The organism is Shewanella sp. 10N.286.52.B9 (assembly GCF_002873635.1).
Classification (GTDB): Bacteria; Pseudomonadota; Gammaproteobacteria; order Enterobacterales; family Shewanellaceae; genus Shewanella.
Window position 1 is genome coordinate 1 of the sequence record NZ_MCTY01000125.1, and the last position, 15599, is coordinate 15599.

At 43.0% G+C, this 15599-nt stretch carries 10 protein-coding genes; 8 read left to right on the forward strand and 2 right to left on the reverse strand.

Going from position 1 to position 15599, the window contains the following annotated elements; genetic code table 11:
* Window positions 1-98: 98 nt before the first annotated feature.
* Window positions 99-2189, reverse strand: a complete 2091-nt coding sequence (fusA, locus tag BCU91_RS07410; protein ID WP_102436739.1) for an elongation factor G — start codon at window positions 2187-2189, stop codon at window positions 99-101.
* Window positions 2190-2611: 422 nt separating this feature from the next.
* Window positions 2612-7168 (reverse strand): biotin carboxylase N-terminal domain-containing protein, encoded by a 4557-nt coding sequence (locus tag BCU91_RS07415; RefSeq protein WP_102475340.1) that lies wholly within the window; start codon window positions 7166-7168, stop codon window positions 2612-2614.
* Between the two features lie 124 nt (window positions 7169-7292).
* Between BCU91_RS07415 and BCU91_RS07420 the strand changes: the two genes are divergently transcribed.
* The 8 genes from BCU91_RS07420 (at window position 7293) to BCU91_RS07455 (ending at window position 15485) form a co-directional block, all read left to right on the forward strand.
* The gene (locus BCU91_RS07420) at window positions 7293-8204 is read left to right on the forward strand and encodes a LysR family transcriptional regulator (protein WP_102436735.1); all 912 of its coding nucleotides are present in this window, start codon (window positions 7293-7295) and stop codon (window positions 8202-8204) included.
* A gap of 56 nt (window positions 8205-8260) precedes the next feature.
* Window positions 8261-9454 carry a hypothetical protein gene (locus tag BCU91_RS07425; protein ID WP_102531211.1) on the forward strand — a complete coding sequence of 398 codons (1194 nt, stop codon included), beginning with the start codon at window positions 8261-8263 and terminating at the stop codon, window positions 9452-9454.
* A gap of 94 nt (window positions 9455-9548) precedes the next feature.
* Entirely contained in the window at window positions 9549-10124 is a 576-nt protein-coding gene (locus BCU91_RS07430; protein ID WP_102436731.1) for a SprT family zinc-dependent metalloprotease, read from the forward strand.
* A 220-nt stretch (window positions 10125-10344) separates the two neighbouring features.
* Window positions 10345-11055: an endonuclease gene (locus tag BCU91_RS07435; protein ID WP_241901138.1), complete on the forward strand. Its 711-nt coding sequence runs from the start codon at window positions 10345-10347 to the stop codon at window positions 11053-11055.
* Window positions 11056-11067: 12 nt separating this feature from the next.
* Window positions 11068-11814 (forward strand): 16S rRNA (uracil(1498)-N(3))-methyltransferase, encoded by a 747-nt coding sequence (rsmE, locus tag BCU91_RS07440; RefSeq protein WP_102475341.1) that lies wholly within the window; start codon window positions 11068-11070, stop codon window positions 11812-11814.
* Window positions 11815-11851: 37 nt separating this feature from the next.
* The gene (gene gshB / locus BCU91_RS07445) at window positions 11852-12805 is read left to right on the forward strand and encodes a glutathione synthase (RefSeq protein WP_102436726.1); all 954 of its coding nucleotides are present in this window, start codon (window positions 11852-11854) and stop codon (window positions 12803-12805) included.
* A gap of 65 nt (window positions 12806-12870) precedes the next feature.
* Window positions 12871-14352: an alkaline phosphatase gene (locus BCU91_RS07450; RefSeq protein ID WP_241901135.1), complete on the forward strand. Its 1482-nt coding sequence runs from the start codon at window positions 12871-12873 to the stop codon at window positions 14350-14352.
* A gap of 98 nt (window positions 14353-14450) precedes the next feature.
* Complete coding sequence (locus BCU91_RS07455) at window positions 14451-15485, forward strand: methyltransferase (RefSeq protein ID WP_102436724.1); 1035 nt, start codon at window positions 14451-14453, stop codon at window positions 15483-15485.
* Window positions 15486-15599: the final 114 nt, after the last annotated feature.

The following is a 15599-nucleotide window of genomic DNA, read 5'->3' on the forward strand; positions in this document are numbered from 1 at the left end:
ATTAATAATTTTTATTTTTTATCCTCAAATTTAAAGCATAAAAAAACCGCTGTAAGCATTAGCTTGCAGCGGTTTTTATTAAAGCTTAAACGCTAGAATTACTTCTTAGCAGCAGCTTCACGTTCTTTAACGTCAGCAATTACTTTTTCAGCAACACTGTTAGGACATGGGTTGTAGTGAGCGAATTCCATAGAGAATTGGCCACGACCTGATGTCATAGTACGTAGTGAACCGATGTAACCGAACATTTCTGATAACGGTACGTCAGCTTTAATACGAACGCCAGTAACACCAGCCATTTGGTCTTTAATCATGCCACGACGACGGTTAAGGTCACCAATAACATCACCAACGTTGTCATCTGGGCTGAATACGTCAACGTTCATGATAGGCTCAAGAAGTTGTGCGCCAGCTTTAGGCATAGATTGACGGAATGCGCCTTTAGCAGCGATTTCGAACGCGATAGCTGACGAATCAACTGCGTGGAAAGCACCATCTGTAAGTTCTAGTTCAACGTCTAACACAGGGAAACCAGCAACAGTACCGGTATTCATCATGCTAGCAAAGCCCTTCTCAACTGCAGGCCAGAATTCCTTAGGAACGTTACCACCAACAACTGAAGACTTGAAAGTAAAGCCAGTATTTTGCTCGCCAGGACGGATAACATAGTCAATTTTACCAAACTGACCAGAACCACCAGACTGTTTCTTATGCGTGTAGCTATCTTCTGTAACCTTAGTGATAGTTTCACGGTAAGCAACTTGAGGTTCACCAACGATTAAGTCAACACCGTAAGTACGCTTAAGGATGTCTACTTTAATGTCTAAGTGAAGCTCACCCATACCTTTAAGGATGGTTTCGCCTGAGTCTTCGTCAGTTTCTACGCGGAAAGATGGATCTTCTGCAATCATTTTACCGATAGCGATACCCATTTTCTCACTGCCGCCTTTATCTTTTGGCGCTACAGCGATAGAGATAACTGGCTCTGGGAATACCATTGCTTCAAGAGTACAAGGATGTTTAACATCACATAAAGTGTGACCAGTTTGAACATTCTTCATACCAACGATAGCGATAATGTCACCAGCTTGCGCTGAATCTAATTCGTTACGCTCATCAGCTTGCATTTCAACCATACGACCAACACGCTCAGTTTTACCTGTAAACGAGTTAAGGATGGTGTCACCTTTGTTGATCTTACCAGAGTAGATACGTACGAAGGTTAGTGCACCAAAACGGTCATCCATGATTTTGAATGCTAACGCTTTGAATGGCTCGTCAACTGAAACTAAAGCGTGTTCGCCAGTTTCGTTACCTTCTTCATCAGTAAGAGGTTGTGGGTCAACTTCAACTGGGTTAGGTAGGTAGTCAACAACAGCATCAAGAAGAAGCTGCATACCTTTGTTCTTGAACGCAGAACCACAGTATGTAGGGAAGAATGACATATCACGGGTACCCTGACGGATACAACGCTTGATTTCTTCCATAGATGGCTCTTCGCCTTCCATGTAAGCTTCCATTAGGTCATCGTCTTGCTCTACAGCAGTTTCGATTAGCATTTCACGGTATTCTTCTACCATGTCTACCATGTCAGCTGGAACGTCTTCGATTTTGTAGTTCTCAGCTTCGCCAGTTTCGTCCCATACCCAAGCTTTACGAGTTAGTAGGTCAACAACACCACTAAACTCATCTTCGATACCAATAGGAAGAACCATAACTAGTGGGTTAGCAGCTAGAACATCTTTAGTTTGCTTAACAACACGTAAGAAATCAGCACCCATACGGTCTAATTTGTTTACGAAGATGATACGAGCAACTTCTGATTCGTTAGCATAACGCCAGTTAGTTTCTGACTGAGGCTCAACACCACCAGATCCACAGAATACACCAACACCGCCATCAAGCACTTTTAGTGAACGATAAACTTCAACAGTGAAGTCAACGTGACCAGGAGTGTCAATAACGTTAAAACGGTGGTCATTCCAGAAACAGCTTACTGCTGCTGACTGAATAGTAATACCGCGCTCAGCTTCCTGTTCCATGAAGTCAGTAGTAGATTCACCATCATGAACTTCACCGATCTTATGGATCTTACCGGTTAGCTTTAGGATACGCTCGGTGGTCGTGGTTTTACCCGCGTCAACGTGAGCGAAGATACCAATGTTTCTGTATTTGGATAATTCGGTCATGATTCAACTTTAATGATTAGTTAAGAGGTAGACGGAGCGTGTAAAAACTTAGACACACCGCACATCAGGTTATTTAAGGCGCATATTGTAAGTTGGAACCTGCAATAGCGCAAATAGGACTTGCAATTTTTATCGCATTTTACGTAAATAAATTCGATAAAAATACACATTTCTTATATAAAACAGAGAAATAAAACTTATCGTTTATTTTTCGAACAATAGTGTTTTTTTACTTCTAAGCTGTTTAAATTGACCTTAGGTTACTACAACAAGGTTAATATTGACTTAATAGCCTTCATTTAGGTGAATTTAAGTTGTTCTTCGTCGACTGATGCAAAAGTATTTAATTCGCTGTCGGACATAAAAAAATCCCTAAAAAAGCTTTAGGGATTTTTGTGTCATCAAGCAATCAAGCGTTAAGCTTATTCGCCATCAAGGGGCAAAATCACAAACAGTAAGTCACCTTGAGAAACTTGCTGACCATTACCGTTTAGAATGCGCTCAATGCGATACTTTTTATCTTCAGGGTACAGCACTGCATTTTGACGGTTAAAGCCGGCTAAGCTTACTTGAGAGAACATCTTCATCGCTTCAGTTAGCGCTAATGTTTGCTCTACTGTGACTATGTCACCTTCTTTAACAAAGTCAGGCTCACCCGGTGCTGGTGAGGTATAGAAAATACCAGCGCCTTGGGCTAACACTTTAAGCTCGTTACTTTCAGCAACCCGTAAAGACTCGGTATCTAAACCAACAGTTTCGGCCGCCGCTTCCATTTCAGCAATCAAGGCAGGTACATCTAACTCAGCCATCAAGCGTGGTAGATAGTTAGTATCGTAAACACCTTGATTGAAGGTCGCATCCTTAAGGATAAGCTTCAATAATGGAATGTTAGTGGCAATACCTTTGATGTAAGCTTCATCTAAGTAAGCAGACATCTTAGTGATCACATCTTCACGAGACTCACCGCGAATAATAATTTGCGCGATTAAGCTGTCGTAATATGGCGATACTTCTTTACCCGTTTCAGCAATTGAGATGATTTCAACATCGTCTCTTTCAGGCATGAAGCACTCACTGATCTTGCCAGGGTTTGGCAACAACTGCAGTACACCATCACTATCAAGGGCTGCTTTTTCAGCAGTAATACGCACTTCCATGGCGTAACCTTGTTCAACTGGCTCTAGATCTTCAATTGAGCGACCCGCAGCAATATCAAACTGGGCACTAACAATATCGATTCCTGAGGTTGCTTCAGTCACTGGATGCTCAACTTGCAGACGGGTATTCATTTCCATGAAGTACACTTCGTTAGCATCAAGGTTGTAGATAAACTCAACCGTACCCGCACCCATGTAATCAGTGGCGTCACCTAATGCACGAGTGTATTCAAGTACCCGTTGCTTAAGCTCTTCAGGCAACATGGTTGAACCCGATTCTTCAATCACTTTTTGGTTATTACGTTGCACTGAACAGTCACGAATACCCAACACTTTGGTGTTACCAAACTTATCACGCAGTAACTGCACTTCGATATGACGCAATGAGGTGACGTATTTCTCAAGGTAAAGGTCACCGTTACCAAATGCTGCAGCCGCTTCAGTTGAAGTCTTTTGGAACAAACCAATCATGTCCTCAGCTTTAGTTACCACTTGGATGCCTTTACCACCACCACCTTGTACCGCTTTAAGCAATACAGGGTAACCAATTTCAAGCGCTACGTTTACCGCTTGCTCGGCGTTGGTCAAAATACCGTGGCTACCCGGCACAACAGGCACGTTTTGGCCTTGTGAGGTTTTAATCGCGTTTGATTTGTTACCCATAGTCGTCATCGAATGCACGCTTGGGCCAACAAAGTTTACGCCATTGTTAACACATAAAGCAGCAAATTGCGGGCTTTCTGACAAGAAGCCAATACCAGGGTGAAGCGCATCAACGTTTTCGTAATCTGCCACTTTCAGGACAGAGTAGGCATTTAAGTAACTCTCATCAGAGGTGTTACCACCAATACAAACCAGCTTATCGTTCACTTTAAGCATGTCTGCAGGCACTGAGGTCATATCAGGATCTGATGCCACCAAAACAACATTAATTTTGTTGTCATGGGCTTTACGGATCAACTTAACCGCAGTACAACCACGTGCATGGATAAGCACTTTATCAATCGGCTTCATTAACGCACGAGGATCGTCTTGAACAATCTTCTCTTCAATGGCTTTAACTTCAGGCACTAAGGTTGATACCGCTTTAGCAATGATCTCTTGGGCATGCAATGTTGGCAGTGGCATTAACGGATCAATACTTGATAATTGGCTATCAAGAGTATCGGTGAATGGGTTATGCACTAAGCCCGTCATCGCACCCGGTACTTTAGATAAGTAGTTAGATAGCGTTGCTGTTGATGGCAAGTATGCAGGCACCACCATTTGACCAGCAAATGGCATATTAGTGCCTGATAGGTAATAAGTTTGCACTAACGGATGGGTCACAAAACTTGCCTGTGCGCCACCGGTACAATCACCAAAACCAAACATCAATACCGGTAATTCATTATCACGTACAAAACGGGTGATACGGTCATTAACCACAGCCATTGAGAATAGTGCCGCTGCACCTTCTTTGGTTTGCATACCACCAGAACTGATAAAACAAACCACTGGCAATTTACGCTTAGCACATTCAATTAATAGCGCGCTGAACTTCTCAGCACTGGCCATATCAAACGCACCAGCCTGGAAGGCAATGTTTGATACCGCAACACCGACACGCAGTGTTTGACCGTTATTATCAAAGTCAGCTAAACCGGTAATTAAACCACATGGGCGAATACCTTTGTCTAATGCATCTTCAATAGATAAACGGAAACCTGGGAAGTTGAGCAAGTTGGCAGACATCTTATCGCCATTAAGCTCTTCAAATTCGGTGAAGAACTTACCAATAATATTTTCCCAACCCATTTTCCCTTGGCGCTTTTCATCACGAAGGACTTTTTGGATCAGTAGATCTTGGTAGCCCATGGTGAGGCGGTTCCAGAAATCTTTACGACGACCAATACGCACAGGGTTGATAGCACCTGTGTACTTAGATTGATCTTCTTCACTGTCGAAATACTCTGGCAATAAACGCTCAAAGAAGTAGGTTAAGATAACAAATAAACTGTCGTTTAATTGCGGGAAACCGACACTCTTCCATTGCTCTACACGGGTTAACAGTTCTGCACGGTTAGATTGCGCCATGAAGAATTTAAGCCATTTATAGAACTTGCTCTTATCGTTGGCTTCATCATTATTTGATAACGCAGTATCGATGGCGTTATGCAATAACTTATCAACTGATTCACGTGACAAGCTCTTAGACATCATCGCTTCTTTGGAAATCGACGCTAAGTTAACCACCACATTGTCATATAGTGCATTAAAGATTAATACGTTATGACATTGCCAAATGAAGTCTTCACGCAACTCATCATTGACCACAATATCAAGTACAGTCAGTTGATTCAGCTCAGGCCAAGGCGCTTGAGTAGTAGATGATGGCAATGATTCAAGGTGCTTAATTAAGCCTTTGAAGTTGTTAGCTGAGTTACCTTTCCAGCGATGATACAAAGACCAGCCGATGTTAAAGAGCAATGCCTTACGGGCTTTCTTATAGTTCTCTTTCGGCTCACCTAAGATGAAACGAGTGATCACGTTACGTTCAGCTGAAATCTCGCTACGTTTGGCATCAAAAGTGCCCCAAAGCTTATTCAACTCTTCGTCGTAAACTAATTTATCAGGCGTCGCTAACCAAGATTGAAATACACTGTCTTGCTCTTGCTGAATACGCGCCAGTAAATCACCTTCAGGTACACTCACTTTCGACAAACGGCCATACTGTTCAACCGAAATTGAATGAATACGACTGCGCACAGTGAGATAACGCAAATAACGATAAGCACTACCAAACACATTGTGGTGCATGGTTGGACTGTTCGCCACAGCTAAGCCTTGGTTATTTTCTAAGGCTGAAAGGTTTTTAGAGGGGTCTAAATAGCGCGCTAAACTACGATCATAATGCTCTCGTAAATCGTCAGATTCACGTACAAAAGTGATGGCTGCATTTTCTACCGCTTCAATACCACTGATAATCGCGCGGCGCAGGTTATGCTGACGCTCGTCTTTATCATAAGGAGAAAAATCAACTATACCGTCAATACAACCAGCAGAAAGCAACTCTTCTGGTGATACCCCCACAGACTTAGCACATTCTTGCCATGACAAGTTGTACTTGCGGGCAATGCTTTGTAAGCCTTGCGGTTGAATAGTGTTAAAAATACCGTCACGTAATGACAATAAGATGTTTGCCGCCGCTAATGGAATCGCGCCACCAGAGTAACCTGCGCCGATCACGATACCGACAGTTGGGACGTCAACATTGGCACTTTCTGCAATGGCTTTTGAAATGGTATGGGCTTGGTTTTGGCTGTTAGCCACTTCTCCCGCATCGGCGCCAGGAGTATCAATTAAGTAAACGATTGGCATTGATAACTCAGCAAAGTGACGGATCGCTTTACATGCAGCTAAATGATGCTCAGGCATCCACGCACCGTTTGCCGAGGTTCTTTCTTGGGCGATAAAACCAATGCGGCGAGTACGTGAACCGAAATTTAATTCAATTTCAGCACTGTAAAAAGAACCTAAGTGAAACTCAGTGATCAACTTACCTTTTAGATCAGCGATAACACGTTTTGCACTTGGGCGGTTTTTATCTAAAGTCGGTTGAATAACTTTAGCCACATAACTATCGACATCTAAGGTCGACAGTTCTTTTAAATTTGCTTGGATCGCATCTTCAGATAACAATCCTTTGATTTCTTCAGCTAAAGTTTGCTTACTGTGAGCTGGAAATAATGAAAAATCTTTAGCTAAATGCTCCGCTTTAAGAAAGAGCGGGTCAGCCGATTGTGCCGATGTCTTGTGTACGGGCTGCTTTTTGCTAGTCATCCTTAGATCCTCTGCTTATATAGCCTCTAAAATTTTTAGTCGGTAAATATAACTTTGTTCCCTGTACAATTACCATTAAACTATTGGGGACGCTTTGTTCCATTTTTGAGACAGTGAGGCTAAGGTGCCTGATTTAAACGGTATGATGCTGTTTGCAGCAGTAGTTAGAGCAAAAGGTTTCTCCCAAGCGGCCAGAGATATTGGCCAGCCAAAATCAACCATAAGTCGTAAAGTCGCTCAGCTAGAAGAGCAACTTGGTGTACGCTTGCTGCAACGTGATACCCGTAATTTAAGTCTGACTCAAATTGGTGCTTTGTTCTATCAACATTGTGATTCTATCCGCCAAGAAATTGAAGCCGCCAAAGCCATTATCGAAAATACCCATAGCGATATCTCCGGTTCATTGCGGATTGCCATTCCGGTGTCATTCTCTCAAGACGTCATTGCCACCCTTTGCAGTAGCTTCATGCGCCTTTATCCCAACATCGAGCTCGACGTTCAATTCACCGACAGTAATGTTGGCTTAGTCGGCGAAGGTTATGATATTGCCATAAAATATGGCCCATTAGAATCTTCTGACTTAGTGGCGCGGTTATTGTTTGAACGCCAACCTATATTAGTTGCAAGCCCTGGATATCTCAAAAAATCAGGCACACCAGCAACCCCTCAAGAGCTGGCCCAGCACAGTGGCATATTATTAGGCACCAGCATGTCGGCGCCTATTTGGCCGGTAGGTAAAGGCAATCGCAAAACCATGGCCACCTTTAAACGCAAGGTCAGGGTCAATAGTGCCAGTATGGTCAAACGCCTCGCTCAAGATGATTTTGGTATCGCCATGCTATCCAATAATAGCTGTAAGCAAGAACTGGCAGCAGGCAGTTTAGTGCCATTACTGCAAGAGTGGCCTATGGAACCCTTCAAAGTGTACGGGGTGTATTCAAGTAGACGGCAATTAGCCAGTAATATTAGCGCCTTTTTAGATTTTTTCGCGAAACGATATGGTAGCCAAGAGTCATTACAATCAATAATGAATTAGTGCTAAAGCCGTGTTAAATTAAACTCATAAAAATAAAACATCCTAAAGGAATAGTCATGTTCAAGCCCGTGTTTGCCCCCTTATTTAACCGTACTGCTTTGGCAGCTTTTACTGCCTTATTGCTAACTTCAGCCCCTACTGTTGCCCAAGGCTTCAGCATACAACGAGACGTTGAAGAGTTACGTTTACCCACAGCCCTGAGCTCAATGCCTGCCGTGGTTAATCAATATGAACACTTTAATAGCAGCTTAGGTAACAAGCTGGTTAACTCAACTGATGAGCTAGTCATTACCCAAATGGTCGCAGCCCAAGGCACCCAACTATGGCAGCAAGCGGTAGCCAATGTTCAGTCAGGCAAACACGATGATCGCGGCCTATATTGGAGTCGCCTTGCTATGCGAGAGACCTTAAAAACCGCCCATGCGGGTTATAATATTGTCCCTTGGCAGCGTGACATCTTGATTAAAGCGTTTGAGAAGTCTTCAAGAGGCTTAAGCGACATTCAGTTTTTACCCGAAAGCCAAATTAAAATTCTCGTCACAGGTTTTGACCCATTCTTTTTAGATAAGCATATTGATCAAAGTAACCCATCAGGATTAACAGCCTTGGCTTTAGATGGCGTCACTTTTAATGTTAATGGCAAACAAGCTCAAATCGAAACTGTGATGATCCCGGTGCGTTTTGCCGACTTTGATAACGGCATGATCGAATCACTATTAACGCCTATGTATCGTGATAATAGTGTTGATATGATTTTTACTGTCAGTATGGGGCGTGATAATTTTGATTTAGAGCGCTTCCCCGCAAGAGGTCGCAGCGCAGCAGCACCTGACAATTTGAACGTTTATACTGGTGCAAATAAAACCACCCCAATGGCTCCACTTTTTAATGGCGGTAACTTAAACGGTCCCGAGTTTGTGGAGTTTTCACTGCCTGTCTCTGCCATGAAGCAAGCCCAAGGTGACTGGAGCATCAATGACAATCATCAAGTGACCAGCATTAGCAGAGGTCAATTTGATGCTAAGTCCATTTACGAACTGGCTAACGAGCAATCGGTAGAAGGCTCTGGCGGCGGTTATTTATCTAATGAGATTTCATATCGCAGTATTTTATTAAAGCAACAATTTAACCGTACTTTACCGGTTGGCCATATTCATACTCCCAGAGTCGCAGGTTTTGATGCAGAAATGGAATGGAAAATGGTGCAGCAAATCCGCGAAATGATAAAACTTGCTGCGGGTTCGCTTTAGCATTAGTTTTATGCCCTGCTGATAATGCTATTATAGCCTTATCAGCAGGCGATTTCGCCTACAGCAACTTACAACTCTTTACGATTAGCTTATTATGTTCAAATCTATTTTCGCACGCCGAACATCAACCCCCATAGCAAATACCTGTACTAAACATCTTGCTTCAGAGGCTCGTATTCCATTACCGAAAACCGAAGCCCAACAGCAAGTATTATTGAAAATAGAATCCGACTATCAATTGGCCGAGCAGCAACTGCAGCGAAAATTTCCCCGTCCGAGCATTCTATTTAGCTTAAGAGGCAAAAGCGCTGGCACTGCGCATCTACAATTGAATAAACTGCGCTTTAACCCAGTGTTACTAGAAGAGAATGTCGATGCATTTGTAACCCAAGTGGTGCCCCATGAAGTTAGTCATTTATTGTGCTTTCAACTGTTTGGCAAAGTGAAGCCCCACGGTAAAGAGTGGCAACAGTTAATGAACGGCATTTATCAAATACCTGCAGACACCACCCATCAATTGGACACTAAATCCGTTGCAGGTAAACAGTTTCAGTATCATTGTCAGTGCGGCCCGGTCATGCTCAGTATTCGCCGCCACAACAAAGTCACTCGCAATCAAACTCAATACCGTTGTATCCGCTGTTCACAGGTACTAACAGCCAAAACATAGCCGTAAATAATTTTACTTTATCCTAATATTTATCATTCACTTATAGTGATATTTGCCATTGTTAGCATTGAAATAACACAATTGATTGCATCCCCAGTTTCAATCCCTTACCATCCTTCGCAAATATCAGGCTATACCACCCGTATAACGCCTGTGCCGTATATAAAAATCAGGGTCTTTTGTGCAACAGTATTTAAAACATATTTTACAGCCTCTGTGGCTGTTAGTGCTTTTCACCGCTATCATTTTAACGTCATCAAATTTACACGCAGCTGAACACCCGAAAAGTTTTCGAAGTGCTAAAAAAATTGCTCAGCAGATTTATAGTAGCTCGCTCCCCATGAGCAGTTTTTATTGTGGCTGCGACATTAAGGTGGTCGGTAAGCAGTGGAAACCCGATTTAGAAAGCTGTGGTTATCAGGTTAGGAAACAAATCCCTAGAGCTAACAGAATTGAATGGGAACATGTGGTTTCAGCTTGGGAGTTTGGCCATCAGGAACAATGCTGGCAAGATGGTGGCAGAAAAAATTGCGGCAGAGTTAGCCCAGAATTTAAGAAAATGGAAGCCGACTTACACAACCTCACTCCAACCGTGGGTGAAGTCAACGGCGACAGAAGCAATTACCGTTTTAGTCAGTGGAATGCAAAGTCTACCCTATATGGCCAATGTGATATGGTAGTCGACTTTAAGGGCCGAAAGGTGCAACCACCTGAGCAAAGCCGCGGCGCTATTGCCAGAACCTATTTTTACATGCAAGACACTTATGGGTTGTCGATTTCATCTAGCCAACAACGCTTGTTTGAAGTTTGGAACAGCTATTACCCTGTCAACGAAACAGAATGCCTGCGGGATCGTTTAATTGCAGAAAAACAGGGTAACCATAATAAAATTGTCTTAAAACAATGCCAAACCCTCAGCCTCATTGATTAAGGATTGTTATTTATGCGAGTTCCAAGAATTTATCAGCCCGTCAATGAGCTAGCGCTCAACCAACAAGTAAAGCTTGATGAAGACGGTGCAGCCCACATTGGCCGAGTGCTGCGTATGACACAAGGTGAGCAAATCAGTTTATTCAGCGGTGATGGTTATGACTATTTAGCCAATATCATCAGCGCCAATAAAAAGAATGTCACTGTGGAAATCATTACAAAAACGGCAAATGATTCAGAGTCACCGTTAGATTTACATTTAGGCCAGGTTATTTCTCGTGGTGACCGCATGGACTTTACTATTCAAAAGTCTGTTGAATTGGGTGTCAGCACCATAACCCCGCTATTTTCAGATCGCTGTGGAGTCAAACTTAATGGCGAACGGCTCGATAAAAAAATCGCTCAATGGCAAAAAATTGTCATTAGTGCTTGCGAGCAATCAGGGCGAAGTGTGGTCCCTGTTGTGCGCCCAGCCATGACCTTAAGTCAGTGGTGCGCTGAGCAAACCGATGCGCTAAAGTTGAACCTACACCCAAGAGCGGCACATGGTATTAATGGTCTGTCATTGGATGAGAGTAAAGATAGCCATAAAGTTCGTTTGCTAATTGGTCCTGAAGGCGGTTTATCAGAAGAAGAGATCGCCATGACAGAAACCCAACAATTTACCGATGTATTGCTCGGTCCAAGAGTATTACGAACAGAAACCGCTTCGCTAACGGCTATCACCGCCTTGCAACTTAGGTTTGGTGATATTGGTTAATCAATGATGCATGCATTGAGAATATAAGGATAAAAGTATGATTAAGCTCGGCATAGTAATGGATCCAATTAGTGAGATTAACATTAAAAAAGATTCTAGTTTCGCCATGTTAATGGCAGCGCAAGCTCGCGGTTATCAGTTGTTTTATATGGAAATGAATGATCTTGCTATGGTTAATGGCGAGGCTACTGCCACCATGCGTTCATTGACTGTTGCAGCAAATTCTGAAAAATGGTTTGAATTAGGCGACAGTATTGATACGCCACTGGCTGACCTTGATGTCATCTTAATGCGTAAAGACCCACCATTTGATACTGAGTTTATCTATGCAACTTATATGCTTGAGCGCGCTGAAGAGCAAGGTACACTGATCGTTAATAAGCCACAAAGTTTACGTGATGCCAATGAAAAGCTGTTTACTGCGTGGTTCTCAGAATTCACCCCAGAAACCATAGTCACCAGAGATGAGCAACGCATCCGCGCTTTCCATAAAGCCAAAGGCGATATCATTTTAAAACCACTTGATGGTATGGGTGGCAGTTCAATTTTCCGCGTTAAGAAAGATGATCCTAACTTAGGCGTTATTATTGAAACCTTAACCAATGAAGGTCAGCAATACGCCATGGCACAAGCCTTTATTCCAGATATTACTTCTGGTGATAAGCGCATTTTAGTGGTCGATGGCCAGCCAGTGCCCTTCTCACTGGCACGCATTCCACAAAAAGGCGAAACCCGTGGCAATTTAGCCGCTGGCGGCCGTGGTGTGGCGCAGCCGTTATCGGAATCTGATTGGCATATTGCTAACACTATCGGACCTGAGCTTAAAAAGCGTGGGCTTATCTTTGTTGGTCTTGACGTGATTGGCGACAAGCTAACTGAAATTAACGTCACCAGCCCAACTTGTATCAAAGAAATTGAAGCCGCATTTGATGTGGATATTACTGGGATGTTGATGGACTCAATTGAAGCGCGTATCAATAAAAAAGCATAAATCAAAAGGATAGCAGCAGTGGAGATCATTGCTGCTGATATTGTCGAACACATTTGGGACTACACATGCATTTAAGACGTACGCTAGGCTTACTGCTTAGCTTAACCCTGTGGTTTTCTAATACCACTGTTGCCAATGAACTTATCGCTGAAGCCGCCATTAATACTGATACTGCTAGCCAAACTCAAGCTGAAGCTGCTGTTACTTCCGAAGCCATTTCGGAAAAAGCAGCAATTGAACAGGTTGTAATTGATGACCCCGTAATCGTCGCGCCAATTACAGCACTAAAAAGCACTAACAAAGCTTCAACTACAGCAGCTAAACCTAAAAACATGGTCATCATGGTGGGAGATGGCATGGGCCCAGCTTACACCAGCGCCTACCGCTACTTTAAAGACAACCCCAATACCCAAGAAATCGAGCAAACCGTATTCGATCGGCTGTTAGTGGGCATGGCAAGTACCTACCCTGCTCGCAGTAGCGGTTATGTGACTGACTCTGCCGCCTCGGCAACCGCGTTAGCCACAGGATTTAAAACCTATAATGGCGCGATTTCAGTCGATGAAAATAAACGCCCACTGACCACCATTATGGAACTTGCCAAAGCGGCAGGCTTATCCACGGGTGTCGCGGTATCAAGTCAGGTGAACCACGCTACTCCTGCGGCGTTTTTAACGCACAATGAGCACCGCAAAAACTATAAAGCCATCGCACAATCATATTTAAACACCGATGCTGATGTCATTTTAGGCGGCGGCCAACAGTATTTTTCAGCTGAACTGTTGCTGCAATTTAAAGACAAAGGCTATCAACACATTACCGAGTTTGAGCAACTTGATAGTATCACTGAGCCAAAAGTACTGGGTTTATTTGCCCCAGTGCAACTGCCATGGGTCATTGATGATAAGCAAGGCCATAAACTTAGCAGCTTAACGAAAAAGGCCTTAGAGCTATTAGCTCAAAACGACCAAGGCTTTGTGTTACTGGTTGAAGGCAGCCTGATAGATTGGGCTGGACATGATAATGATATCGCCTCAGTGATGGGCGAAATGGATGAATTTGCCAATGCCATTGAAGTGGTTGAGCAATTTGTTCGTCAACGTAAAGACACCTTGATGGTGGTTACCGCCGATCACAACACCGGCGGACTTTCTATTGGTACTAATGGTGAGTATGAGTGGCAGCCACAACTCATTCACGCCATCAATGCCTCACCAACGAATATTGCTCAGCAGTTAATTGCTACTGATGACTGGCAAACTAAGTTTAATCAACTGATTGGCTTTGACGCCAGCCAAGAAGAATTGACTCAATTAAGTAACGCCCGTATGCAGGGTGAAAAGCAGCTTACTGCCACTATATTAACAATCATTGATGCCCGCACTAATACCGGCTGGACCACACTGGGTCACACTGGATTAGACGTGCAGGTTTTTGCCGCAGGTCCAGGAGAAAGACTGTTCAGTGGCCATCAAAACAACACTGATATTGCCACTAAGATGATGAGTTTATTACCCCAAAGCCAAACTGTTATTATCAGTAATTAATTACTGATGAAGAAAGCTTAAAGGGTGACAATTTTGTCACCCTTTTTATTGCCGGTATTTGCTATAATCGACAGATTATTTTTTCAAAGGTTAATCTCGTGCTTACTAACGCTTCTCAAGTCATTTTAAGAAATGCTGAATTCATTGAAAACCAAGATGTTTTAATTCTAAATCATGAAGCTGATACCTTGGCGGCTGAGTTGCTTAACAGCGCTGCATCTGTGACGAGCTTAGCATTAGACTTTAACCATTATTTATTATTGCCGCAAAAACAACAAAAAGGCTTAAGCAGTCACTTTGGTCATCAGCTGCCAACTACCGATGCAGAAAAACGCTTTGATGTCGCTATTATCTATTTCCCAAAAGCTAAGCCCCTAGCGCCTTATTTATTTAACCTCGCCGCCAAGCATTTAAAGCAGGGCGGACACCTAATTGTCGTAGGCGAAAATAAAGGTGGGGTTAAATCGTTAGCAAAGTTACTACCTGAGTATTTCTCAACCCCAAGTAAGCGCGATAATGCCCGCCATTGTTTATTATTTGTCAGTGAGTTAATCGCCCAAGCACCTGTATTTGACCTTAATAATTGGGTCAGCCAATACTCATTATCAACCCCTCAAGGGGAGATCACCATTTGTAATCTTGTGGGCGTGTTTAGCGAAAAGCGTCTCGATCAAGGTACAGAATTATTGCTATCGCATTTGCCGACATTAGAAAAACGCGTATTGGACTTTGGCTGTGGTGCTGGGGTTATTAGCGCGGCCTTACTAAAAGCAAACCCAAGTTTATCCGTTGAGTGTATTGATATTAATGCCATGGCTTTAAAAGCCTGTGAACTCACCCTTGCCGCAAATGGCATGCAAGCAAAAGTGTATCCCTCTGATGGCTTTAACCAAATTAGCGGTCAATTTAATGGCATCATTGCTAACCCACCATTTCATGATGGCTTAGCCGCAACCACCCAAATTGCCAAAGACTTTGTTAAATCAAGTGCATCAAGCCTTGCAAAAGGCGGCGTCTGGCAAATTGTCGCTAACCGAAACTTGCCGTATGCCGACACCATAGCCGCTGAATTTGGCCAAGTAAATGTGCCAGCAGAAAACAATAAATATAAATTATATCAATTTAATAAATAACAAAAATGGCTCCACGGCTATGGAGTTCACAAATTATTTGATTTAGTTATAAAACAACCAATTACTGACTAGTTTTTATCCCTAAAAAACGCTACATTTTGTTAGCTAATAATA